This is a genomic window from Niveispirillum fermenti (assembly GCF_052474395.1).
Map to the genome: position 1 here is coordinate 2,405,428 of NZ_CP156681.1, position 25,016 is coordinate 2,430,443.

Below are 25,016 nucleotides of genomic sequence, written 5' to 3' on the forward strand. Positions count from 1 at the left end.
TAGGCAGGATAGGCCATAAGTCCCCCGGAATTGGCCGAAAGTTTCCTGGATTGTGAACGGTTTTGCCACAATCTAAACATCGTCTGTTGGAAGAATTCAGACCATCAAGAGTGGGGATCGACGATAAACTTTTAAGGACGGTAACACCGACTTCTGGTGGTACTGGCATCATTTCTAAAATCGATGCATATCCTTTGTTATGTCGTCTTTTCCTTTGAGAAAAGGAGATGATCATGGCCAGCACTCAGCAGTTTCCTTCGCAGGTGAAGGTGAACGCCAGCCTGTCGATGCGCGTTGCCGCCGAACGTGACTATCTGCGCCGCTTCGCTCTCAGCCTTTGCAGCGACCCGGTTCTTGCCGACGACTTGGCGCAAGAATGTGTCGAGCGTGCCCTGACCCGCCTGCATCTGTGGGAAGAGGGGACGAACCTGCGGGCCTGGTTGTCCACCATGCTGCGCAATCTGTACATCAACGGCCTGCGCCGCAACCGCTCGCATGTCGCCCTGGACGATTGCAGCGCCTCGGACATCGGCGGTCTTCCGGCCCGGCAGATGGAGCGTATGCAGTTGCGTGACCTTCGCCGTGCCATGGCCCGCCTGCCGTCCGACCAGCGCGACATGGTGGTGATGGTCGGCCTGCAGGGCATCAGCTATGAACAGGCCGCCCAGCGCGCCCAGGTGTCCGTGGGCACCGTGAAGTCCCGCCTGTCGCGTGCCCGCGGCACCCTGCGCCGCCTGATGGATGGCGAAGCCGGGATGCATGCGGTCTGATGTCCGGCAAAGCGCACCTGCGGGAACAGTCTGCGGGACAGAAGGTGCGCATCAGCGGACATTGCAGATAGGAACAGGGCAGATAGGGACAGGGCAGGTGGGAACAGGCCGGTATGGGGCCGGCAGATATGGCCACGCATGCGAACAGGCATGGCCATTCCGGGATGGGTTTCCCGCCGCCGATCAGTCCGCTACCGTTCTCCGCCGCCGTCTTGCCGATGGGGATGGCGATGGTGGGGCAGGGGGATTAACGCAGCGCTGCAGCCCGTGATAGGCCGACTGGATGACATTCGCGATGTTTTCCGTCGGTGTGGGGTTGGCCTTGCTGTAGGCTGAGGCGATCCTGGCTGCCAGGCTTCGCAGTTCCAGGGTTGAATTGTCATTCATCTCGGCGTTTCCTCTCCAGCGCAAGAGGTTGTCTTGGCCCCGCTATTTGGAGCCTGACGCGCCGTCATGTCCATTTGGCCCGATTGCCAGCCCGGTTCCGACAATGGAATTATGACCGGGTTATGACCAATGGCATGTCCGTCGGCCGGGGGCGGCCCGAGCCACCCCCGACATCTGGAAAACCCTTGGTGAAAAGCCCTTTGTCCGTCCGCTCAGAACTGATCGTCGGATAGCCCCATGACACTGCGGTGTCCATCGGTGACGATTTTCAGCAGGCCGCGCACCGACGGCAGGATCTGGTCGGCATAGAAACGACCGGTAATGATTTTTCCTTCAAGGAAACTGGTGTCGGCACCGGGTTCACGCAGCAGATTATTGGCGGCGATCATCGCCTTGGCCGTCAGGTAGCCGCCGATGGCAACACCGAACATGCGCAGGTAATTCACGGCACCGGCCGCGACGGCCGTCATGTCCGCCTTGCCGGTGTCCAGCAGCCATTTCGATGCCGTTTCGACGGCGTCGATGGCATCAGTCAGGTTGGCCGCCATGGTGGCAAGGTCATCACCCGGCTGGGCGGCGGCCTCTGCCGCGACGGCACGCATATCCTTGATCAGGGTGAACGCCGCCTCACCCCCGTCACGAAGCACCTTGCGGAAGGCCAGGTCATTGGCCTGGATGCCGTTGGTCCCCTCATAGATGGGGGCGATGCGGGCATCGCGATAATGCTGGGCGGCACCCGTTTCCTCGATGAAACCCATGCCGCCATGGATCTGCACGCCCAGGCTGCTCAATTCCACGCCCAGGTCGGTACACCAGGCCTTGGTGACGGGGGTCAGCAGGTCGTTCAAGGCTGCCGCGGCCTTGCGCGCACCCTCGTCGGGGTTGGTGTGGCCATTGTCCAGGGCTGCCGCCGTGAAATAGACCAGGGCGCGGGCTGCCTCGATCTGGGATTTCATGGTCATCAGCATGCGGCGTACATCGGGATGCTTGATGATGGCCACCGGTGCCGGATCCTTGCCGGTCAGCGCCCGGCTCTGCACGCGGCCCTTGGCATAGTCCACCGCCTGCTGATAGGCGCGCTCGGCGATGGAGACGCCCTGCAGGCCCACGCCCAGGCGGGCATTGTTCATCATCGTGAACATGTACTCGATACCGCGATTCTCCTGACCGACCAGGTAGCCGATGGCACCGCCATTGTCGCCATAGGCCATGACGGCCGTCGGGCTGGCATGGATGCCCATCTTATGTTCCAGGCCGGCGCAGCGCAGATCGTTGCGCTGCCCCAGGCTGCCATCCTCGTTCACCATGAATTTCGGCACGACGAACAGGCTGATGCCCTTCACGCCCGGCGGGGCGGTCGGGGTGCGCGCCAGCACCAGATGGATGATGTTGTCGGTGAAATCATGCTCGCCATAGGTGATGAAGATCTTCTGGCCTGTGATCAGCCAGGTCCCGTCATCCTGCGGCACGGCCTTGGTCCGTACCGCACCCACGTCGGAACCGGCCTGCGGCTCCGTCAGGTTCATCGTGCCCGTCCATTCGCCGCTGATCAGCTTTTCCAGATACAGCTTCTTCTGCTGGTCCGATCCATGGGCCTGCAAAAGTTCAACCGCGCCCTGGTTCAGCATGGGGCACAGCGAAAAGGACATGTTGGAGGAGGCCCACATTTCCTGGATGGGCAGGGCCAGCGTCCAGGGCAGCCCCTGGCCGCCATATTCGGGGTCGAAGGGAACGGCGTTCCACCCACCCTCGGCATATTTCCAATAGGCGTCCTTGAAGCCGCTGGCGGTGCGCACGACGCCATTGTCCAGCTTGGCGCCTTCCTGGTCGCCGACGCGGTTCAGCGGGGCCAGCACATCGCGCGCCAGCTTGGCCGCCTCGTCCAGCACCTGGTCGGCGAGGTCGGGCGTAACCACGTCGAACCCCGGCAGGGTGGCCACCTGCGGCAGGCCGACGACATGGTTCAGGGTGAAACGCATGTCCTGAAGGGGCGCGTTGTAAGCGGTCATTTCGCCTTATCCTCCCAAGAAGGGTTCAACAAACAAGCAGAATCCCGGCAGCGGGCATGGGCACAAGATTGCGCCAAACATCCTTCACGGCAAGCCTTGCCGTTTAATATGTCCGGTCAAAATTAGTTGCGTCCCGCAGCGTGGTTATTTTGGGCATTACGTTAACGTAATAGGAAGCGATTGTCATCGCCTTCCGCGCGTGCAGGCGCCGATCACGCAGGGCCGGGCAGGTTGGCACGCTGATTGCTTTCCCAAACCAGCAACGGCAGATCAGTACCAGTGGAGTTCGCCCCGTGACCAACAGCCTCGCCATCCTGAACCAGGGCCGCCCCGCCGAAACCCAAGGTGCGGCACGCCATGCGCCGGCGCAGGTCGTTCGTGCTGTCCAGCAGGCCAGCGCGGCGACCGGGGTCAATTTTGCCTATCTGATGGACAAGGCGGGGGTTGAAAGCGGCTATCGCACCGATGTGAAGGCCGCCACCAGCAGTGCCACGGGGCTGTTCCAGTTTACCGAAGGAACCTGGCTCAGCATGATCGAACAGCACGGGGCCAAGCACGGCCTGGGTGTCTATGCCGACAAGGTGTCACGCGGTGCCGACGGGCAGGCCCGGGTATCGGACCCGGCCACCCGGCGGGAAATCCTGAACCTGCGCAAGGATCCGCGGCTTTCCGCCATTTTCGCCGCTGAACTGGCCAATGACAACAAGCGCTATCTGGAAGGGGAACTGGGCCGGCCCGTGGGCAATACCGAGCTGTACATGGCCCATTTCCTGGGGGCCGGCGGCGCCTCCCGCTTCCTGAAGGCGCTGGACCGCAATCCCAACCAGCCGGCCGCCAGCCTGCTGCCCGATGCCGCGAAAGCAAACCTGAACGTCTTCTACGACGGCACGCGGCCCAAGTCGGTCGGTCAGATATTCGACCGGTTTGCGGCCAAGTTCGATGACAGCCCGGCACAATTTGCCGATAGCAGCGTGCTTGGCACCATCCAGGCGGCCGATACCTCCTCCCAGCCCTGGCTGACGGGCATGCGGTCGGCCGTGTCGGGCAAGGAACCGATCTCCACGTTCACCATCATGATGCTGGACAGCCTGGCCCTGCCGTCCGAAGACGAGGAGGAGCGCAAGCGGTCCACCGGCAACGGCGCCCGTGGCGGCAACCGGGAAGAGGAGGCCAGGCGCCAGGCCGGCGGCAATTCCCAGGTGGGGCCCAGCATGACGGGTGGCGATCTGGTTGCGGCCTGATTTTAAGCCGCCGGTAAGCGGATCATCACCGCCCGCCAGATTGCGGCCGGACCGGGCGAGGGGCAGCGTCTTTCCGTTGACCGGAAACACGCACTAGACGGCACGACTGCCACCGCCGAACAGGATACCGGACCCCAGGACGAAGCCGGCATCGTACCAAAGCCCGTCATTGGGGAACGCATACATCCTTATATCCAGGAACAGGCTGCCGATGAAGGAAAGCGGCGCCAGGAACCCATGTACGACGCCCCAGAGCAGGCCGGGCAGGGGTTGCACCACGTCCGGGGATGGCTGGTTGGCGCAGGCCGTGACGGACAGGGCCAACAGCAGCAGCATGGCGGCGCGCATCACCGGTTTCGCATCGAATTTCATGGGGTGTGGTCCTTCCTCAGCGCAAGGGGCAATCTTCTCCGGGTAACACCTGCCATTGCCCGGCCGTTCCTTGGGCCCATTTTGGGGACAGGCCCATTTTGGGGACAGGCATGGTGACCGGAAAGCAAAAACCCCCGCCGGTTGACCGGCGGGGGTTTTGGAATGGTGGCACTGGGGTGATTTGAACACCCGACCAAGGGCTTATGAGTCCCCTGCTCTACCGCTGAGCTACAGTGCCTCAGGTCCGTCATCCGGCTTACCGTCGAACGGGAGCCGCTATTTATGAAAATGCGCCGACCCTGTCAACAGCCATTTTCAAGAAATATCGTCGATCCGCATCAGCCGTTCCAATTCCGCGCGGTAGCGGCCCAGCCGCGTGCCGTCATGGCCGGGCCAGCCTGCCCGGCGGGCAGCATCTTCCGCCTCTGGCCGGCCGCGGGCCCAGCAGGACACGGCCGTGACCTTTCCGGTGCCGTCCATCCAGCAGAATTCGTAGAGCGCGGGGGAGGCTTCCGACATGCTTCCTGGGTCTCGTCAACGCAAAGCGCCTGGCAACACAATGCTGTGCCGGGTGGACGCTGTCCACGACCCTAAGGTTGTGCTGTCGGCACATGCCAGTTCTGGTAGGCAAGCGGTGCAGTGACCACAAGACTTTGATAGGTTGCTCACGGTAGAATGGGGTTCCTGTCCATGCCCTGCCGGTTGGTCTTCCATGTTGCGCCTTGTCCTGACACCGCTGCGCTGGTTCTTCCGCTTCGTGCTGTATGGCGTGGCCATTGCCACGCTCCTGATCATGCTGGCCCCTTTCGCCTTCGACATACCGGGACGGGCGGAACGGGTCCTTCAGGCAGTGAATGACAGCGGGCTGCGGGGGATGCGGGTGCATGCCCTGCCAGAGACGGTGCGGGGCTTCCCGCCGGAACTGGAGATACGCAACCTTCGGGTGACGACGCAGTCGGGCACGGCGACGGCCATGACGGCATCGGTGGTGCGTGTGGGTGTGAACCTGATCGAAAGCATCACCCGGGGACGGGTTGTGCTGGTTGCCATGGTGCAGAACCCTGTCATCTTCGCAGACCAGCCATTGAACCTGGGCGCCATCGCTACGGCAATCAGTGCCGCTACGGGCCTGCAAACGCAGATCCAGCTTGTCGGGGGGGAGGTGATCAATCCCGCCAGCCATACTGTTGTCGCCTTGGGTGACGACACCTTGACCAATATCGGCAGGCCCCGTGACGACGACCGGCAGGTGGCGGAACTGGTGGGACAGGATGACCGCGGTGCCGCCTCTGCGCTGGGGGGCGGGGGGGAACCACGGTCGGCGCCGGCACGGTTGCCGGCATCGCTGCGGGTGTGGGTGGGGTCATCGCCGGCACGACCGGTGGCGGCGGGACGAACCCAGGCGGTGGCACGAACCCCGGCGGCGGGACGGATCCCGGTGGTGGGACGAACCCCGGTGGTGGCACGAATCCCGGCGGTGGGACGAACCCCGGCGGTGGAACGAACCCTGGTGGTGGCACGAACCCTGGCGGTGGCACGAACCCAGGCGGTGGAACGAATCCGGGCGGTGGGACGGACCCCGGTGGTGGAACGAACCCCGGTGGTGGCACGAATCCCGGCGGTGGGACGAACCCCGGCGGTGGAACGAACCCCGGTGGTGGAACGAACCCCGGCGGTGGCACGAACCCCGGTGGCGGGACGAACCCCGGTGGCGGGACGAACCCCGGTGGCGGGACGAACCCCGGTGGCGGGACGAACCCCGGCGGTGGGACGAACCCCGGCGGTGGAACGAACCCCGGTGGCGGGACGGACCCCGGTGGCGGGACGAACCCCGGTGGCGGGACGAACCCCGGTGGTGGCACGAATCCCGGCGGTGGGACGAATCCGGGCGGTGGGACGGACCCCGGTGGTGGAACGAACCCTGGTGGCGGGACGAACCCCGGCGGTGGGACGAACCCCGGTGGCGGGACGGACCCCGGTGGTGAGACGGACCCCGGCGGTGGCACGAACCCCGGTGGTGAGACGAACCCCGGCGGTGGCACGAACCCCGGTGGCGGGACGGACCCCGGTGGCGGGACGGACCCCGGTGGTGAGACGAACCCCGGTGGTGGGACGAACCCCGGTGGTGAGACGGACCCCGGTGGCGGGACGAACCCCGGCGGTGGCACGAACCCCGGTGGCGGGACGAACCCCGGCGGTGGCACGAACCCCGGTGGCGGGACGAATCCGGGCGGTGGTACGAACCCCGGTGGTGGTACGGACCCCGGCGGTGGCACGAATCCCGGTGGTGGTACGAACCCCGGTGGTGAGACGAACCCCGGTGGCGGGACGGACCCCGGTGGCGGGACGGACCCCGGTGGTGAGACGAACCCCGGTGGTGGGACGAATCCGCCTATGTGTACCTGCCCGTGCGGATTCTAGACGTGCATCGCGGCCCTGCCCAACTTTGATGGGCGGGGATCAGGGGGTGCCCCGATGGCGGCGTGCGACACGGTCCAGGAACAGACACAGCGCCACGACGGGAACACCGACGGCCGCCGTCCCCGCAAAGAACAGCGCATAGGCCGACATCTGCCCCACCAAGGGTTCCATCGCTTCCACTGCCTGACCCGAGAAGCCCTTCAGCACCTTGCCCAACACGGTATAGAGCGACGAAAGCAGCGCATATTGCGTGGCCGTGTACCCGATACTGGTCAGACTGGACATATAGGCCGTCAGCGCCACGCCCGCAAAGCCGGTGGCGATGTTGTCGACGATGATGGCCACCGTGAACACGCCGATGTCCGGCCCGGCCATGGCCATGGCCGAGAAGGCGAGGTTGGAGAAGGGACCGAGGATGGCACCCAGGATCAGCGTGCGCCGGAATCCCAGCCTGACCGAGCTGATCCCGCCCAGGGCAATACCGGCAACCGATGCCCAAAGGCCGACCGACGCGCGCACCGTGCCCACCACCTCCTTGGTCAGGCCGAGATCGACATAGAAAGGGTTGATCATGGGGCCGATCAGGAAATCACCCAGCCGGTACAGCATGACGACCGCCAGCATCAGCATGGACAATTGCCCATGTGTGCGCAGGAAACTCGTCAACGGCCCGATGAAGGCATCGACAAACCCGGCCCGCGTCCAGAGCGGGGCGGTGGTGACGCCCCCGGCCGGCACCTGACGCACCGGTTCGGTCGCCATCAGCGTGGCGGCGATGCCCACCGCCATCACGGCCCCGGCAACCCCGTAGGAGGATTGCCAGCCGATCCCGGCTGCCAGCAGCAGGATCAGGCTGTCGGTCGCCAGCATGGCCGCCCGGTAGCCGATCTGATAGGAGGCCGACAACAGGCCCTGTTCCTCGCCATTGGCCGCACTTTCGATGCGCCAGGCATCCACCACGATATCCTGCGTGGAGGAGGCGAAGGCCGCCAGCAGCGCGAATCCGCCCAGTGCCCAGAGGTCGCCCCCGCCCGGCCCCACACTGGCCATGCCCAGCAGGCCGGCACCGATGATGAGCTGGGCCAGCAGCATCCAGCTTCGCCGCCGGCCCAGGCGGCCGGGCAGGGGGGCGTCCATCCGGTCCAGGATGGGTGCCCAGAACATCTTCAGTGAATAGACGATGCCGATCCACGACAGGAACCCGATGGTCGCCAGATCGGCCCCTTCCTCTCGCAGCCAGAATCCCAGCGTATTGCCCGTCAACAGGAACGGCAGACCGGAGGAGAAACCCAGCAGCAGCATCACCAGGACCTTCGGCCGCCCCAGGGCCCGCATCACCTGCCGCCAGCCGGCGGCGGCGGGCGGTGCTTTCGGCGGCGTCTGGGCGCTGGTCATCGGCAAATCCTGCTGGCAGTCGAAGGGCTTCGGCGCGAGTATAGGCAAGCTGCGGTCTGGCCGCGCGGCCTATTTGCGCACGAACATTGCGCAAAACGCAGGTTGATTGGACTGGAAAATACCCCCCCGAGTCGCTTACAAAAGTCGACCCGTGGGTGAGAGCCCATTGCGGGGAACCCAAAATGCTGATGCCCGCCGGCAAGGGAGCCATGGCCGGGACGGGATTAGAGAGAAGGATGAGGTAAGGATCATGCCAACGGATACGCAGAAGGTGGGGACCGCCGGGCGCTGGACGCCTGATAGCTGGCGCGCCAAGCCGATCCGGCAGGTTCCCTCATATCCCGACGAAGCCCGGTTGAAGGCCGCGGAAGCCAAGCTGGCGGCCTATCCGCCGCTGGTTTTTGCGGGCGAGGCGCGGCGCCTGAAGGAACATCTGGGCAAGGTGGCGCGCGGGGAGGCCTTTCTGTTGCAGGGGGGCGACTGCGCGGAAAGCTTCTCTGAATTCCATCCCAACAATATCCGCGACACGTTCCGCGTGCTTTTGCAGATGGCGGTCGTGCTGACCTTTGGCGCCGCCACGCCGGTGGTGAAGGTGGGCCGTCTGGCCGGCCAGTTCGCCAAGCCGCGCTCGGCCGACACCGAGGTGATCGAGGGTGTCGAACTGCCCAGCTATCGCGGCGACATCATCAACGGCTTCGATTTCACGGCCGAGGCCCGCGTGCCCGATCCCGAACGCATGGTCCAGGCCTATAACCAGTCGGCCGCCACGCTGAACCTGCTGCGTGCCTTTGCCCAGGGCGGCTATGCCGACCTGCACAAGGTGCATCAGTGGAACCTCGGCTTTGTGGAGAAGAGCCCGCAGGGCGAGCGCTACCAGGATCTGGCCAACCGGCTGGATGAGGCGCTGTCCTTCATGGCGGCCTGCGGCATCACGGGCGACAACATCTCCCAGATTCGCGAAACGGAACTGTTCACCAGCCATGAGGCGCTGCTGCTACCCTATGAGCAGGCGCTGACCCGCATCGACAGTACCACGGGCGAATGGTACGACGTGTCAGCCCATATGCTGTGGATCGGCGACCGCACCCGCCAGGCCGATGGCGCGCATGTGGAATTCCTGCGCGGGGTGAAGAACCCGGTGGGCCTGAAATGCGGCCCCAGCATGGACGGGGATGACCTGATCCGCCTGATCGACACGCTGAACCCGCTGGACGAGGCGGGGCGCCTGACCCTGATCGTGCGCATGGGGTCCGACAAGGTCGCTGACAAGCTGGCCCCGCTGGTGCGCAGGGTACAGCGCGAGGGGCGGACCGTCGTGTGGTCCTGCGACCCGATGCACGGCAACACCATCAAATCTTCCACCGGTTACAAGACGCGCCCGTTCGACCGGGTGCTGGCCGAGGTCCGTGGCTTCATGGATGTCATCCGGGCGGAGGGGGCGCACCCCGGCGGCGTGCATTTCGAAATGACTGGGCAGGACGTGACGGAATGCACCGGCGGCGCGCAGGCCATCACCGACCATGCGCTGGCCCTGCGTTACCATACGGCCTGTGACCCGCGCCTGAATGCCAGCCAGTCGCTGGAACTGGCCTTCCTGATCGCCGAGGGGTTGAAGGCTGTGCGCATGGGGCAGCCGCGCCCGCGCGTCGCGGCGGAGTAACCCTGACCTTTCGGGAATAGTTGGGGGCGACGGCCTGTCCGGCCGTCGCCCCTTTTCTATTTCAAACCGGCCTTCGCATCGCCAGTTCGGCTGCGCGGTGTCCGGACAGGATGGCGCCCTCTATGGTGGCCGGCAGGCCCGTGGCGGTCCAGTCGCCAGCCAGGATCAGGTTGCGGCCCTGTGCCGGGCCGGGCCGCCGCCGGTTCTGGGCTGGTGTGGCGGCAAAGGTGGCACGCCTTTCCTTGACGATGCGGCAGGGTGGAACCGGTGCCGGCGGAAGGTCCAGGACCCGTGCCGCTTCCGCCCACAGCAGACGGGCGAGATCGTCGTTCGGCCGGTCCATGTGGACGTCGGCGGCGCTGACCGTTGCCGACAGCACATCGCCGCGCGCGAACAGCCATTCCGTCACGCCGCCGACCAGTCCCACCAAAGGCATTCCCGCTGGAAGGCGGACAGGCGCACCCAGGCGAAAATGGGCATTCAGGATCGCATGAAAGGCATCGGGGACCGGAATGTCCGGCAATAATGCGCCCGTGGCATCGGCCGGAAGGGCCAGGATGACACAGTCCGCCCGGTCCAGGGCCACCTGCCGGCCGTCGGTGAAGCGAAGGGCTGCGATCGTTCCATCGCCGGCCCGCTCGACCGCCCGCAGCCGATGGCCGAACCGCACTGCCGCGCCGGACCGGGCCAGCACGGTCAAGGCAGGGCCGACCAGTGCCCCCGACAGGCCGCCGGGCCCGGCGATGAACGGCCGGCAGGCATCGCTTCCCCCAAGCAAAGTGCGGCGGAGGACACCCCATAGCAGACGGGCCGATGCCGTATCCCACGGTGTGTTCAGGATCGAGACAGCCAACGGTTTCCAAAGCCGGCGGGTGATCACATCATCGGCCCGCAACATGTCGGCCACGGTGCGCGACGGCCCTGCCAAGGCCAGTGCCAGGACGCCCAGATGATCGATCGGTCCTGCACCCGCCACCCGCCGCGCCGGGTCGGCAAGCCAGAACGGGATCCGGCCCGCGCCCGGACGTAGGGTCCATGCGCTGCCGTCCGCCAGATCCTGGAACGGCAGCGCCACGGGATCGATAGCCAAAAGCTCGCCAGCCCCGCCAATGCGCGCCAGATAGGTCATGCATTCCTGGTTCGCGCCCAGGATCAGGTGGTTGCCATTGTCGATGATCCTTTCCAGCAGCGTGTCGTGCCAGCTTCGGCAGCGACCGCCGGCGTGGTCCGTCGCCTCGTAAAGGATGACCGTATGACCGGCCGTGGCCAGACGGGTGGCGCAGGCCAGCCCGGACAGGCCGGCCCCGACGACGTGGGTGACGCCGGAAAGGCTCACAGGCGCGGCGAACGGCCCAGGGCGCAGGCCAGGGCCACGCCGATCTTCTCCACCCCGCTCAGACGGGTGCGTTGTCCCAGCACATCCGGCGACCAGCCGCGCTGACGCAGGCGGACCAGCAGCCGGTGATACAGCATCATCATGGCGAACGCCGGCCACAGGCGACGATTCGGTTTGCCGATCAGGGACAGGGCCTGTTCAAAGGCCGCCTGGGTGCGGTCGGCCAGGGCATCGCAGACCACGGGCAGGGCGGGATGGGTCAGCACCGATTGGGGGTCGGCCTGCACCATTTCCACATCGATGCCGGCGTCCTCCAGCATCTCTTCGGGCAGATAGCATCGGCCATCCTTCGCATCCTCTTCCACGTCGCGCAGGATGTTGGTCAGTTGCAGCGCCTCTCCCAGCGCCAGCGCGAAGGCATCGGCGCCGGCATCGCCGCGCCCGAACACACGTATCGACAATAGCCCGACAGCACCCGCCACCCGCCGGCAATACTGGGCCAGCGTGCCAACCGACGGCGCGCGGATGGGACCATCCACATCCATCATCATGCCATCGATCACGGCATGGAATTCGGCCTGGGGCAGGTTGTACCGGCGCATGGCGGCTGCCAGGTCGCGCAGCCGGCCGTGATGGCGGCCAGGGCCAGGCAGCCCGTACATGGCATCGATACGGCGCATCCAGTCGATCAGCGCGCCGCGCTTCACATCCTGCTTTTCCTGGCCGTCGGCGATATCGTCCACGGCGCGGCAGAAGCCGTAGATCGCGAACATGGCACGGCGCCGCCGCTGCCCCAGCAGGCGAAGGGGCCAGTAGAAGGTGGAGGTGCCGCAACTGCCCGCCCTGGCCAGGCTGCTTTCCGGTGTCAGGCGCGGCGGCCGGCGCGACATGCCGCGCAGCACGCCGGTCAGAACGGCGGCCAGCCGGCCCACCGGTCCCACCTGCACCTTGCCGGCCAGCGGGTCGCGGCGGCGCAACTGGCGCGACAGGGCCATGGCCATCTCAACGATCACTGCCGCTTCCAGCCGCAGGCCGGGATTGGCGATCTGGCGGGGCAGGGACCCCGCCCGGCGCAGCAGCGAGTCGACATTGTCCAGCGTGCGATCGATGACGGCGCGTACCGGCGGCGTCGCCTCCATCTCCACCAGATGTTCCACCGACCCGCCGGCTTCCTTGAACCAGTCGGTCGGCAGATAGCAGCGCCCCAGTTCGACCCAGTCGTTCCGGCAATCCTGAATGTGGTTGAGGATTTGCAGGGCTGTGCAGAGCGCATCAGAGGCCGGGGACGCCGTGATCCCCTCGCCGTGCAGTTCAAGCAGGAACCGGCCGACCGGATTGGCCGAATAGCGGCAGTAAAGCACCAGATCCTGCCAGGTCTTGCAATGGCTGCCCATGGCGTCCCGGCGGAAGGCCTGCAGCAACTGGCGCGCATGGACACCGGAGACGCCGGTGGCCGTCAGCGTCGCCTTCAGTGTCAGGGCTGGTGCCAGCCAGGGCTGGTTGCCGATGCCGCTGACCAGCGCCCGTTCCAGCGCGTCCATTTGTGCGATCTTCATGTCGGGTTCGACATGGGGGTCGTCCGCGATGTCGTCGGCCAGCCGGGCGAAGGCATAGAAGGCGAGAACATGTGGCCGGTAGGGGGCCGGGATCAGACGGGAGGCAACCGGGAAATTCTCTCCCTCCATCCCCTTGCGGGCGGTGGGTTCGCCCGGTTTTGCCGGGGTCTGGACGGACAGGTGGAAGTCGGCCATGGGAGGAACGGGCCCTGTCTTCGATCGGGACGATAGTTTGCCACGTCCAGCATAGTTGTAGAAGTGGCGATAATGCGGCAAACGCCCACGCCCCCCGTCATGCCGATCAAAGAAAACCCCGCCAGCGGCCTGCCGGCGGGGTTTTCTGGCACACCAAGGCTTTCCTGCCGGAAGCCCTCATAGCCTGCATCCCGGCGGGCTCGCCCACCGGGATGCAGGCTATCATCAGATGACGGCGCCGGCCTTGATCTTGGCCAGACGGTCGTTCACGGCGTCCCAGCTCACCACGTTCCACCAGGCGGCCAGGTAATCGGCGCGGCGGTTCTGGTACTTCAGGTAATAGGCGTGTTCCCACACGTCATTGCCGAACAGGACCGGTGTGCCGTTGAACAGCGGCGTGTCCTGGTTGGGCTGGGCGACGATGGCCAGCTTGCCGGCGGTGTCGGCCGTGACGAACACCCAGCCGGAGCCGAACTGCTTCGTGCCGGCTTCGTTGAACTTCTTCTTGAAATCCTCGAACGAGCCGAAATCGCGGGTGATGGCCTGCCCCACCTCACCGGTCGGGTCGCCACCGCCGTTCGGCCCCATGATGGACCAGAACATGGAATGGTTGGCGTGGCCGCCGCCATTGTTGCGCACGGCGGTACGGATGCCTTCCGGCAGTTCGCCCAGACGCTTCAGCAGGTCTTCCAGCGACAGGCCCTGCAATTGGCTGTGGTCGGCAAGCGCATTGTTCAGGTTGGTGATGTAGGTCTGATGGTGCTTGCCATGGTGCAGGCCCATGGTCTGTGCGTCGATATGCGGCTCCAGCGCCGCGGTGTCGTATGTCAGTGCCGGCAGGGTGAAGGCCATGGTGATGGCTCCTGTTCTCTCGAAGGGTTGAAGCCGCCCCTGACGCGGGGGCAGCCGGACACGGGGATGAGGAATACGACCGCCAAGGGCACGGGTCAACCCGAACGACCCCTGAATATTCGGTCTACCAACCATATGGAACCGATATGCTTTCCGGCAAAGACAGGAAGGCCTATAAGGCGGCATACCTTTGGATTGGACGAGTATCATGGCGACCCCCGCCTTGTCCGCCTGCGCCGAGGCGGTCCGCAAGCATGACAATGACCGGTTCCTGACCGCGCTGTTCGCCCCCGCCGACCGGCGGGAGGATCTGTTCGCGCTCTATGCCTTCAACCACGAGGTCGCCAAGACCCGAGAGGTGGTGACCGAACCCATGTTGGGCCAAATCCGTCTTCAATGGTGGCGGGAGAGCATCGAAGGAGCATTCCAGGGCGCCCCGCGCCGGCATGAGGTGGTGGAACCGCTGGCCGCCGCCATCGCCCGCCACGATCTTGAACGCCGGCAGTTCGACCTGCTGATCGACGGTCGGGAAGCGGACATGGACGACGAGGCGCCGGCCGACATGGAATGTCTGGTCAATTATGCACAGGTCACGGGTGCCCCCGTGGTGGGGCTGGCCTGCCAGGTGCTGGGCGCCCGCGACCCGGCGGCGATGGAGGCGGCCCGGCTGGTGGGTACCGCCTGGGCGCTGACCGGCATCCTGCGTGCCACGCCCTTCCTGGCGCGGGGACGCCGTTCGCGCCTGCCGATGACGCTGATGATCGATCATGGCGTGACCGAGCCCGCGCTTTTCGAACTGAAACCGGAGCCGGGTCTCGCCAAGGTTGCCGCAGAGGTCGCAGAAAGCGCGCGCGCTCTGCTTGTCCGCGCGCGCGCGTTGCGGCGCGAGGTGCCGAAGGCCGCCCTGCCGGCCCTGTTGCCGGCCATCCTGGCGGATCATTATCTGGGACGGCTGGCCAGGGCCGGCCATGATGTGATGTCTTCCACGCTTCTGCGTCCCACACTGGGCCGTCCCCTGTCGGTGGGGTGGGCCGCAACCGTGGGGCGCTGGTAGGACAGGCGGGCGGGCGCGGGGCTTCCCCCTTTGTAAGCACGCTGCGGCACGAATGACCCGGACCGCCGGGCATGTTATGTCAGGGCCATGATGAACGACGTTGCCGAACAGCCCCACATCCTTGTCGTCGACGATGACACGCGCCTGCGTGAGGCGCTGCGCCGCTATCTGGGCCAGAACGGCTTCCTGGTGACGGCGGCGGCGGATGCGGCGGATGCCCGCGCCCGTCTGGCGGGCCTGGTGTTCGACCTGATCGTGCTGGACGTCATGATGCCGGGGGAAAGCGGGCTGGACCTGTGCCGTCACCTGTCGGCCCAGGGTGATACCCCCATCCTGCTTCTGACCGCCCGTGCGGAGGCGGAGGAGCGCATCCAGGGGCTGGAAGCCGGGGCCGATGATTATCTGGCCAAGCCGTTCGAGCCGCGCGAACTGGTCCTGCGCCTGCACGCCATCCTGCGCCGCCGGGCCCGCCCCGCCCCGGATAGCGGGACGGAGAAAGCCATCCGCCTGGGCCGGTTCCTGTTCGATCCGGCGCGGGAGGAATTGCGGTCGGGGGATGAGGTGGTGCGCCTGACCACGATGGAGGCGGGCCTGCTGCGCGCCCTGGCTGCCGAGCCCGATGTGGTGCTGAGCCGCGAAACGCTGGTGGAAAAGGCGGGGGCGGATGCCGCCAACGCCCGCACGATCGATGTGCAGGTCACCCGCCTGCGCCGCAAGCTGGAGGATGATCCGCGCGAACCGCGTTATCTGCAGACCGTCCGGGGCGAAGGTTACGTGTTGAGGCCTGATTGAGCGAAGCGCTGCGCCGATTTTGGAACCAACGTCCCCGGCCGATGCGGCTGTTGAAGCGCTATGTGCCGGCGACGCTTTTCGCGCGTTCGCTGCTGATCATGATGACGCCCGTCGTGCTGGCCCAGGCCATCGCCACTTTCGTCTTCTATGACCGGCACTGGGATACGATGACGAACCGGCTCGCCAACAGTGTGGCCGGCGAGATCGCCTTCGTCATCGAGCAACTGGGCCGCGACACCGACGAGGTGGCGCAACAACAGACGCTGGCCATGGCGGCCCGCAACACCGACATCCTGTTCACCTGGACGCCGGGGGAGCAGTTGCCCCCGCCCCCGCCGCGCCTGCGCGGCGCGCTGGAGGAGACATTGGGCCAGGCGCTGGACGACCGGGTCCGCCGGCCCTGGCGCATCAACAGCAATGTCGCCCATAAATGGATCGAGATCCGGGTGCAACTGCCCGACGGGGTTCTGTCGGTGCTGTCGCCGGAACGGCGGCTGTACAGCTTCACCAGCTATCTGTTCATCATCTGGATGCTGGGCAGCTCGCTGGTGCTGTTCTCCATCGCCACCTTGTTCATGCGCAACCAGATACGGCCCATCCGCCGGCTGGCCATTGCTGCCGATGCCTTCGGCAAGGGGCGCGACATCCCCGATTTCCGGCCCGAGGGCGCGCTGGAGGTGCGGCAGGCCGCCCATGCCTTCCTTCTGATGCGCGACCGCATCCGGCGCCAGATCGCCCAGCGGACGGAAATGCTGGCCGGCGTCAGCCACGATCTGCGCACCCCCCTGACGCGCATGAAGCTGCAGCTTGCCATGATGCCCGACATGGCGGAGGTGGAGGAATTGAAGGCCGATGTGGCCGAGATGCAGGTGATGATCGACGGCTATCTCTCCTTTGCCCGCGGGGATGGGGAGGAGGAACAGCGCAACATCGACCTGTCGCTGCTGCTGGCCGAGATGGCCAGCAATGCCCGGCGCGAGGGGGCGCGGCTGACGCTGGACCCGATGGTGACACAGGGCGACCCGGTGGTACTGCCCTTGCGGCTTCTGTCGGTGCGGCGCTGCCTGTCCAACCTGATCGGCAATGCCGCGCGCTATGGCCGCCATGTCTGGCTGAGCCTGGAGCGCAAGGGCAGTTTTGTGGAAATCCTCATCGATGATGACGGGCCGGGCATTCCGCAGGAACAGCGCGAGAATGTCTTTCGGCCATTTTACCGGCTGGAGCCGTCGCGCAACCAGAAGACGGGCGGCGTCGGCCTGGGCCTGACCATCGCCCGCGACATTGCGCGCCGGCATGGCGGCGACGTTCTGTTGCGCGACAGCCCGCAGGGTGGCCTGCGCGCCGTGCTGCGACTGCCCCTGTGATGCCCGGCTATATCCCGCTTCCATTCCCGGCTGATCCCCTCTCTGGACGCGGTCCCCCATCCGCCCCTATAAACGGGGGCACAGACTGAACCCCTATCCATCTGGTTTTCCATGCACGATATCCGTTCCATCCGCGACAATCCCGCTGCCTTCGATGCCGGCCTGGCCCGGCGCGGATTGGAACCGCTTTCCTCCCGCATCCTGGAACTGGATCAGGAGCGCCGCGCCTGCCAGACACAGTTCCAGGAATTGCAGGCCCGCCGGAACGAGGCGTCGAAGCTGATCGGCAGCTACAAGAAGGAAGGCAGGGACGCTCAGCCCCTGCTGGACGAGGTCGCCGGCCTGAAGGAGAGCATGCCGCGGATCGAGGAGCGGGAACGCCAGCTTGCCACCGAACTGGACGGCATCCTGGCCGGTATTCCCAACCTGCCGGCCGCCGACGTGCCCGAGGGCAAGGACGAGCATGACAATGTCGAAATCCGCCGCGTCGGCACGCCGGCGGATATCGCCGGCGCGAAGCAGCATTTCGAACTGGGCGAGGCGCTGGGCCTGATGAGCTTCGATGCCGCGGCCAAGCTGTCCGGCGCGCGCTTCACGGTGCTGCGCGGCAAGCTGGCCCGGCTGGAACGGGCGCTGGGCGATTTCATGCTGGACATCCACACGAACGAATACGGGTTCGAGGAGGTGTCGCCGCCGCTGCTGGTGAAGGATGACGCCGCCTTCGGCACCGCCCAGTTGCCGAAATTCGCAGAGGACCTGTTCCAGACCACCAACGGTTTCTGGCTGATCCCCACCGCAGAGGTGCCGCTGACCAATCTGGTCAATGATGCCATCCTGGATGCCGAGGAACTGCCCCTGCGGCTGACGGCCCGCACGCCCTGCTTCCGTTCCGAGGCGGGATCGGCCGGCCGCGACACGCGCGGCATGATCCGCCAGCACCAGTTCTACAAGGTGGAAATGGTTTCCATCACGCGGCCCGACCAGTCGCAGGCCGAGCATGAGCGCATGACGGATGCGGCGGAAACCGTGCTGAAGCGCCTGGGTCTGCCGTTCCGCACCGTCACGCTCTGCACGGGCGACATGGGATTCGCCGCGCAGAAGACCTACGATATCGAGGTCTGGCTGCCGGGGCAGGGGGCCTATCGCGAAATCTCCTCCTGCTCCAACTGCGGGGATTTCCAGGCCCGCCGCATGAAGGGCCGGTTCCGCGCCAGGGGGGAGAAGGCGACGCAGTTCCTGCACACGCTGAACGGGTCGGGCGTGGCGGTCGGTCGCTGCCTGATCGCCGTGCTGGAGAATTACCAGCAGGCCGACGGGTCCATCCTGATCCCCGACGCGCTGGTGCCCTACATGGGCGGGGTGGAGCGGATTTCGGCCCATGGTTGAGCCCTTCGATTTCAGCGATGCCCGCATCCTGATCAGCAATGATGACGGCATCCATGCCCCCGGCCTTGCCGTCCTGGAGAAGATCGCACGCCAACTGACCGATGATGTCTGGGTGGTTGCGCCGGAACTGGAACAGTCGGGGGCCAGTCACAGCCTGACCATGCACCGGCCCCTGCGCCTGCGCGAACTGGGACCCCGGCGGTTCGCCGTCGATGGCACGCCGACCGACTGCGTGCTGCTGGCCATCAACCACCTGCTGGCGGACAAGCGTCCGACCCTGGTCCTGTCCGGCATCAACCATGGCAGCAACCTGGGCGAGGATGTGACCTATTCCGGGACCGTTGCCTGTGCCATGGAGGCGACGCTGCTGGGGGTGCGCGCCATCGCCATGAGCCAGCGCCTGCCCCAGGATGGCCCGCCCAACTGGGCCGTGGCGGAAGCCTATGGCGCCGATGTGGTGCGAAAGATCATGTCGATGGCCGATTGGCCCCGGCTGGTCCTGATGAATGTGAACTATCCCGACCGTGCGGTGGCCGATGTCACGGGTATCCAGGTGGTGCGCCATGGCAACCGCAAGGTCGGGGATGAACTGGACGAGCGGGTCGATCCGCGCGGCCGGCGTTATTTCTGGATTGGCCCCGTGCGGGGGGACGCGGATGTACCCCATGGCACCGATGTGCATGTGGTCAACCATGGCGGCATCGCGGTGACGCCCATCTTCCTGGACCTGACCCATTATGGCTGCCTGGAGGGGCTGAAGGGGGCGTTCGCATGACAAGCGGCGCGGCGCGGAAGATCAGGCTGCTGATGCTCCTGCGCCGCCAGGGGGTGACGGACGTGAATGTGCTGCGGGCGATCGAGCTGGTGCCGCGGGAATTCTTCGTGCCGCGCCCTTTCCGCGATCAGGCCTATGAGGATACGGCGCTGCCCATCGGCAATGGACAGACCATCAGCCAGCCACAGGTTGTGGGCCTGATGACCCAGGCCCTTGAACTGGGCGACCGGCACAAGGTGTTGGAGATCGGAACCGGCAGCGGCTATCAGGCCGCGATCCTGGCCCGGATTGCCCGGCGGGTCTACACGATCGAACGCCATCGCCCGCTGGCGCAGGAGGCCGAACAGCGTTTCACGGCGCTTCGCCTGCACAATATCACGGCGCGGGTCGGCGATGGCATCAAGGGATGGCCGGAGGCCGCCCCGTTCGAGCGGATATTGGTTACCGCCGGTTGCATAGGCAACCCGCCCCCCGATCTTGTGGACCAATTGGCGGTGGGCGGTATTATGGTCATCCCGCTGGGGCCGGATCATCGCGCGTTGAACGTCGTGCGCATCCGGCGCGACGAGACTGGATTGAAGCGAGAGACATTGTGGCCTGTCAGGTTCGTTCCCCTGCTGCCGGAGATCGCTCCGGACCCGGTGTCGGCATGACGGGCCGTCGGCATCGGACATGGTTGCTGGCGGCAATCCTGGCGGGCCTGCCGCTGGCCGGCTGTTCCACCCAGGGGGATTTGCCGACCCCGGCCATGCGCGCCCCCGCCGCGCCCGCCAACAGCATTTTCGTGTCGCGTGGCGATACGCTTTACCGCCTCTCTCAGCAATATGGCGTTCCGCTACGCGACCTGATCGAGGCGAACCGCCTGGCCCCGCCCTATCTTGTCCAGCCCGGTCAGCGTCTGACCCTGCCGGTTCCCCGCACCTATGCCGTGAAGCCCGGCGACACGCTCTATGGCTTGTCGCGGCAATTCCGCGTCGATATGTCGGAAATGGTGCGGATGAATAATATCCAGCCGCCCTATACCCTTCATGTCGGGCAGAATCTGCGGCTGCCGGGGCAGAGCCCCATGCCGGCCGCCCCCGTTGCGGCTCCGCCGCCATCCGTTTCGGCCCCCCCGCCATCCACCACCACGGCCTGGGTTGCCCCGCCACCGCCTGCCCGCAAGCCCGAGCAGCCGCCGGCCACATCCCTTCCTGTCGAACGGTCGCCCCGTCCGGTCGTTACGGCGCCCCCACCGCCCGTTACGACGGCACCGGTTCCCCCCGCCCCGGCACCGGTGACAGGCGCCGGCAGCGCGGCCGGCCGCCGCAGCATCGAGGCGGAGAGCCTGCCCCCGCCCCCCGCCGCCGGTCCGGCAACATCCGTTTCCCCGCCGCCGGCGGCTGCACCGGTCGTGCCCCTGCCTGCCGTGCCCCCGCCTGCCGTGATAGAGGCGCCGCCAACACAGATCGCCGCGGCTCCCACCACGCCGCCGCCCCGTCCCGATACCCCGCCGCCGCGCGCCGGCAGCCGGTTCCTGTGGCCGGTCAAGGGGCCGGTCGTATCGGGTTTCGGGGAGAAGCCGGGCGGCCTGCGCAATGACGGGATCAATATCGGGGCGGCACGCGGCACGGCCGTTGCCGCGGCGGATGCCGGCATCGTCGCTTATGCCGGCAATCAGTTGAAATCCTTCGGTAACCTGGTGCTCATCCGGCATGAGGGCGGCTGGGTCACCGTCTATGCCCATCTGGAGGATGTCGCTGTGGAGCAGGGACAGCGCGTGACGCGCGGGCAGGGGATCGGCACGGTCGGCCAGACCGGCAATGTTCGCTCGCCGCAACTGCATTTCGCCGTGCGCAAGGGCGAACAGGTGCTGAACCCGCTGGATCAGTTGGAACGCTGAAGCGGGGGCTGGCTGATCGGGTGCAGGTGGGGGGCGGTCCGCCCTTTCTTGTACGTCTCAGCCGCGGGGCCGGTATCAGCCCTTTTCGGCAGCGTGACGGATGAACTCGGCAAAGGCGTCGGCGGGCATCGGCCGGGCAAAGAGATAGCCCTGGCCCTCTTCCACCCCCAGCCGTTTCAGGATTTCCCACTGGGCCGGAGTCTCGATGCCTTCTGCGACCACCTTCAGGTCCATGGCCTGGGCCATGGCAACGATGGCTTCCACAATGTGACGGGTGCTCTGGTCCCGCTCCATGTCCATCACGAACTTGCGGTCGACCTTCAGGCAATCCAGCGGCAGTTCGCGCAGATAGGAAAGGGACGAATAGCCCGTGCCGAAATCGTCCAGGGCCAGGGCCACGCCCCGGTCGGCGATCCAGCGCATCTGCTGCAACGCACCTTCCAGGTCGTCGGGCAGGATGGTTTCCGTGATCTCAAGCTGGAGCAGATGTGGCGGAATGCCGCTTTCGGCCAGCAGCACATCGATCAGGGCCGGCAGATGGCCCCAGCGGAATTGCCGTTCCGAGACGTTCACGGCAATCTGGGTGGGGGGATAACCGGCATCCAGCCAATCGCGTATCTGCTTGATCGCCGTGCGCAGCACCCATTCGCCGATGGGTACGATCAGCCCGGTCTCTTCGGCGGTGGGCACGAAGATACCCGGCGCCACCATGCCGCGCCTGGGATGGCGCCAGCGCAGCAGCGCCTCCCCGCCGACGGGCTGTCCGCCCTTGATGGCGACCTTGGGCTGATAATGCAGAAGAAGCTGGTCGTCGCGGATGGCGGCCCGCAACTCATCCTCCAGGTCCAGCCGGTCCTTCAGATCGTCGCGCATCGAGCGCACGAAATGCAGATAATTGGCCGTACCCGATTTCATCGCGCATTCAAGTGCCACACAGGCATTGCGGATCAGGGCAGGCCCATCGGTGGCATCGTTGGGCGACACGGCGACGCCGATCTTTGCCGATACGAAAAGCTGCTGCCCCCCCACGATGATCGGGTCGCCCATTGCATTGGCGATGGCCGATGCCGCGAACAGCGCCTTGCCGGCATGCTCCAGGCCCGGCAGGAACAGCGCGAACTGCGTCTGTGCGAATCGGCAGATCAGGTCGTTGGAACCGCAAATGGGCGTCAGGCGCTTGACCAGCGTGGCCATCGCCTTGTCCAGCGCATCCTGCCCATGGACCCGGAAAAGCTGGGTCATCCGGTCGATCTCGACGACCAGCAGGCCGGCGATCAACTGACCTTCATGGGATTGCAGGATTTCCGTGACGCGGTTTACGAAAGGCCGCATCTCCCACACGCCGGTGACGGCGTCACGGGGGACAGGGTCGGCAGCCAGGATGCCATCCGGCGTCATAATCTGGGGCAATGTCACGACGGCCTAATTCTGTGGTCCCGGCAAAAACTGGATGGATCAACCGGCCAAAGCCGGCTATGCCGCCCCGAACAGGCGACGAAGCACGCATCTTCAGCCACTGGTCCGGCGCTGCACCAGGAGAAGCGCACGCGCTTTCCCAAATGCAAACCCGACAGCACTTGATATGATTGCACAAACCCATCGGACTTGGAACGCATCATTGATGCCACGCGGCATTTTTCACCCCTGTCGAGGGGCGGCCGATCGTTCGTATCTTTTATGTAAATGGGTATTATCTGGGGAAGCCGGTCGATGGATTTCGCGTTTGGAAAGGCACTTGCGGCGTTGACGTCACCGGCCAATCTGCTGCTGCTGTTGGCGTTGGCGGGTGTGCTGGGCATGGGCCGGCGATGGGGGCGGGGGTTGCTGTTCCTGTCGGTGGCCGGCTTCATGACCATTGCGGTGACGCCCTTGGCGACGTGGCTGCTGTTGCCCCTGGAACAGCGTTTCCCGCAGCCTGGCCCGGAGGCGCTGACGGGCATCGATGGCGTCATCGTGCTGGGGGGCGCCATAATGCCGGTGGCCTCTGCCGAGCATGGCAGCCCCCAACTGACGCGCGATGCCGAACGGATGACGGTCCTGCCCGGCCTGATGCGCCAATTGCCGGGAATACCCGTGGTCTTCACCGGGGGCAGCGGTGATCCGCGCCGTCCCGATGCGAGGGAAGCCCCCTTCGCTGCCGCCCTGTTTCGGGACTGGGGGCTCGACGAGGGGCGGCTGTTCTATGAGGGCGCGTCGCGCAACACATGGGAGAATGCCGTGAACAGCCGCCCCCTGGTTGCGGGCGGCCGCTGGCTGCTGGTGACTTCGGCCGCGCACATGCCGCGATCCATGGGCGTCTTCCGGCAGGTGATGCCCGGCGTGACCTTCGTTGCCTTCCCCGTCGGGTATGAGGCGAGCCGGTCGGAGGCCTGGCGTTTCGGGCTCAACCTGTCCCGCAACATCACGGTGATGGAGACGGCCGCCCACGAGTGGCGGGGGTTGCTGGCCTATCGCCTCTCCGGACGGATTGCCACCCTTTTGCCAGCGCCATGAGGCTTGCGGGGGTAAGGGGGCGCATGCCACAAGCGAAGGCAGCGCTGCATCAGGAAAGGCCCCATCGGATATGACGCGACCGTCCCTGAAAATCCGGTTCCGGCACCTGGCGGCCGCCAGCCTTTTGGCCCTGGCCTGGAGCCCGTCAGTCCTGGCTGCCCCGGATTTCCAGCAATGGCTGACCGAATTGCGGGCAGAGGCACGCCGTGAGGGGATAAGCGAGCCCATCATCTCCGCGACCCTGACGGGGGTGGAACCCATCGCCCGCATTCTGGAACTGGATACAAGACAGCCGGAACGGACCGTTACCTTCGACACCTACCTGTCCCGGGCCGTCAATCAGACGCGCATCAACAGGGGGCGGGAAATGATGCGGACCCATCGCGCCCTGCTGGATCGCGTCGCGGCGCATTATGGCGTGCAGCCGCGCTTCATCGTGGCGCTTTGGGGCATGGAGACCGATTTCGGGCGCAACACGGGCGGGTTCAAGGTGGTCGATGCCCTGGCGACGCTTGCCTATGACGGGCGGCGCAGCGCCTTTTTCCGGGGGGAGTTGCTGAAGGCGCTGACCATCCTGGAGCAGGGCCATATCGCACCGGAGGACATGAAGGGATCCTGGGCCGGGGCCATGGGCCAGTGCCAGTTCATGCCCAGCAGCTTCCTGAGCTATGCCCAGGATTTCGACGGTGATGGCCGGCGCGACATCTGGGGCACGCATGCCGATGTCTTCGCGTCGGCGGCCAATTACCTGCGCACTGTGGGATGGAATGCCAACCAGACCTGGGGCCGCGCCGTGCGCCTGCCCAAGGGGGCCAATTCGGCCGCCTGGACCGGTTGGGACAAGCCGCAGCCCCTGTCCGTCTGGTCCCGGCGCGGCGTGCGCAACGCCGATGGCGGACCGCTGCCGCGCGCGGACATGGAGGCTTGGCTGGTCACACCGGATGGGGCGAAAGGCCGGGCCTTCCTGGTCTATGGCAATTACCGCACCATCATGAACTGGAACCGGTCGACCTACTTCGCCACTGCGGTCGGAATTCTTGCCGACCATATTGGCGCGGGCAAATGAGTTGATGTAG

At 65.9% G+C, this 25,016-nt stretch carries 20 protein-coding genes and 1 tRNA gene; 12 read left to right on the forward strand and 9 right to left on the reverse strand.

Annotation, left to right across the window (positions count from 1 at the left end; translation table 11 throughout):
* Positions 1–233 precede the first annotated feature (233 nt).
* On the forward strand, positions 234–770 hold the full coding sequence (locus ABC728_RS22335; RefSeq protein WP_416621238.1) for a sigma-70 family RNA polymerase sigma factor: 537 nt from the start codon (positions 234–236) through the stop codon (positions 768–770).
* Positions 771–1,369: 599 nt separating this feature from the next.
* Here the strand turns inward: ABC728_RS22335 and ABC728_RS22340 are convergent.
* The gene (locus ABC728_RS22340) at positions 1,370–3,166 is read right to left on the reverse strand and encodes an acyl-CoA dehydrogenase (protein ID WP_416621237.1); all 1,797 of its coding nucleotides are present in this window, start codon (positions 3,164–3,166) and stop codon (positions 1,370–1,372) included.
* 293 nt (positions 3,167–3,459) lie between these two features.
* On the opposite strand from ABC728_RS22340, the gene ABC728_RS22345 reads away from it, so the two are divergent.
* Positions 3,460–4,407: a hypothetical protein gene (locus ABC728_RS22345; protein WP_416621236.1), complete on the forward strand. Its 948-nt coding sequence runs from the start codon at positions 3,460–3,462 to the stop codon at positions 4,405–4,407.
* A 93-nt stretch (positions 4,408–4,500) separates the two neighbouring features.
* Here the strand turns inward: ABC728_RS22345 and ABC728_RS22350 are convergent, their stop codons facing one another.
* The 4 genes from ABC728_RS22350 to ABC728_RS22365 all read right to left on the reverse strand — a co-directional run bounded on the left by ABC728_RS22350 (position 4,501) and on the right by ABC728_RS22365 (position 8,595).
* On the reverse strand, positions 4,501–4,779 hold the full coding sequence (locus tag ABC728_RS22350; RefSeq protein ID WP_416621235.1) for a hypothetical protein: 279 nt from the start codon (positions 4,777–4,779) through the stop codon (positions 4,501–4,503).
* A gap of 163 nt (positions 4,780–4,942) precedes the next feature.
* Positions 4,943–5,017, reverse strand: a tRNA-Met gene (locus ABC728_RS22355).
* 77 nt (positions 5,018–5,094) lie between these two features.
* A complete protein-coding gene (locus tag ABC728_RS22360) occupies positions 5,095–5,298 on the reverse strand; it encodes a hypothetical protein (protein WP_416621234.1) in 204 nt (67 codons plus the stop codon).
* 1,941 nt (positions 5,299–7,239) lie between these two features.
* Complete coding sequence (locus ABC728_RS22365) at positions 7,240–8,595, reverse strand: AmpG family muropeptide MFS transporter (protein WP_416621232.1); 1,356 nt, start codon at positions 8,593–8,595, stop codon at positions 7,240–7,242.
* Positions 8,596–8,845: 250 nt separating this feature from the next.
* On the opposite strand from ABC728_RS22365, the gene ABC728_RS22370 reads away from it, so the two are divergent.
* On the forward strand, positions 8,846–10,255 hold the full coding sequence (locus ABC728_RS22370) for a class II 3-deoxy-7-phosphoheptulonate synthase (protein WP_416621231.1): 1,410 nt from the start codon (positions 8,846–8,848) through the stop codon (positions 10,253–10,255).
* Between the two features lie 61 nt (positions 10,256–10,316).
* On the opposite strand, the gene hpnE is transcribed toward ABC728_RS22370, so the two are convergent.
* From hpnE to ABC728_RS22385, 3 genes are all read right to left on the reverse strand, one after another.
* Positions 10,317–11,591 carry a hydroxysqualene dehydroxylase HpnE gene (hpnE, locus tag ABC728_RS22375; RefSeq protein ID WP_416621230.1) on the reverse strand — a complete coding sequence of 425 codons (1,275 nt, stop codon included), beginning with the start codon at positions 11,589–11,591 and terminating at the stop codon, positions 10,317–10,319.
* The gene (locus tag ABC728_RS22380; RefSeq protein ID WP_416621229.1) at positions 11,588–13,342 is read right to left on the reverse strand and encodes a squalene/phytoene synthase family protein; all 1,755 of its coding nucleotides are present in this window, start codon (positions 13,340–13,342) and stop codon (positions 11,588–11,590) included. Before ABC728_RS22380 ends, hpnE begins: the two co-directional genes overlap by 4 nt.
* 225 nt (positions 13,343–13,567) lie before the next feature.
* A complete protein-coding gene (locus ABC728_RS22385; protein WP_416621228.1) occupies positions 13,568–14,194 on the reverse strand; it encodes a superoxide dismutase in 627 nt (208 codons plus the stop codon).
* A 208-nt stretch (positions 14,195–14,402) separates the two neighbouring features.
* Here ABC728_RS22385 and ABC728_RS22390 point away from each other — a divergent pair, with 208 nt between their 5' ends.
* The 7 genes from ABC728_RS22390 to ABC728_RS22420 all read left to right on the forward strand — a co-directional run bounded on the left by ABC728_RS22390 (position 14,403) and on the right by ABC728_RS22420 (position 21,447).
* Complete coding sequence (locus ABC728_RS22390; RefSeq protein ID WP_416621227.1) at positions 14,403–15,248, forward strand: phytoene/squalene synthase family protein; 846 nt, start codon at positions 14,403–14,405, stop codon at positions 15,246–15,248.
* Between the two features lie 87 nt (positions 15,249–15,335).
* Positions 15,336–16,040, forward strand: coding sequence for a response regulator (locus ABC728_RS22395; protein ID WP_416621226.1), 705 nt, complete (start codon positions 15,336–15,338; stop codon positions 16,038–16,040).
* 41 nt (positions 16,041–16,081) lie between these two features.
* Positions 16,082–17,404: an ATP-binding protein gene (locus ABC728_RS22400; RefSeq protein ID WP_416621225.1), complete on the forward strand. Its 1,323-nt coding sequence runs from the start codon at positions 16,082–16,084 to the stop codon at positions 17,402–17,404.
* A 111-nt stretch (positions 17,405–17,515) separates the two neighbouring features.
* A complete protein-coding gene (gene serS / locus ABC728_RS22405) occupies positions 17,516–18,790 on the forward strand; it encodes a serine--tRNA ligase (protein WP_416621224.1) in 1,275 nt (424 codons plus the stop codon).
* The gene (gene surE, locus ABC728_RS22410; RefSeq protein WP_416621223.1) at positions 18,783–19,565 is read left to right on the forward strand and encodes a 5'/3'-nucleotidase SurE; all 783 of its coding nucleotides are present in this window, start codon (positions 18,783–18,785) and stop codon (positions 19,563–19,565) included. The genes serS and surE overlap by 8 nt, the downstream gene beginning before the upstream one ends.
* Complete coding sequence (locus ABC728_RS22415) at positions 19,562–20,218, forward strand: protein-L-isoaspartate(D-aspartate) O-methyltransferase (protein WP_416621222.1); 657 nt, start codon at positions 19,562–19,564, stop codon at positions 20,216–20,218. Before surE ends, ABC728_RS22415 begins: the two co-directional genes overlap by 4 nt.
* Positions 20,215–21,447, forward strand: coding sequence for a peptidoglycan DD-metalloendopeptidase family protein (locus ABC728_RS22420; protein WP_416621221.1), 1,233 nt, complete (start codon positions 20,215–20,217; stop codon positions 21,445–21,447). Before ABC728_RS22415 ends, ABC728_RS22420 begins: the two co-directional genes overlap by 4 nt.
* 75 nt (positions 21,448–21,522) lie before the next feature.
* Here the strand turns inward: ABC728_RS22420 and ABC728_RS22425 are convergent, their stop codons facing one another.
* The gene (locus ABC728_RS22425; RefSeq protein ID WP_416621220.1) at positions 21,523–22,863 is read right to left on the reverse strand and encodes a putative bifunctional diguanylate cyclase/phosphodiesterase; all 1,341 of its coding nucleotides are present in this window, start codon (positions 22,861–22,863) and stop codon (positions 21,523–21,525) included.
* A 294-nt stretch (positions 22,864–23,157) separates the two neighbouring features.
* Here ABC728_RS22425 and ABC728_RS22430 point away from each other — a divergent pair, with 294 nt between their 5' ends.
* Together ABC728_RS22430 and ABC728_RS22435 are read left to right on the forward strand one after the other, a co-directional pair.
* Complete coding sequence (locus ABC728_RS22430; protein ID WP_416621219.1) at positions 23,158–23,940, forward strand: YdcF family protein; 783 nt, start codon at positions 23,158–23,160, stop codon at positions 23,938–23,940.
* Positions 23,941–24,010: 70 nt separating this feature from the next.
* Positions 24,011–25,006: a lytic murein transglycosylase gene (locus ABC728_RS22435; RefSeq protein WP_445376506.1), complete on the forward strand. Its 996-nt coding sequence runs from the start codon at positions 24,011–24,013 to the stop codon at positions 25,004–25,006.
* The last annotated feature ends 10 nt before the right edge of the window (positions 25,007–25,016 follow it).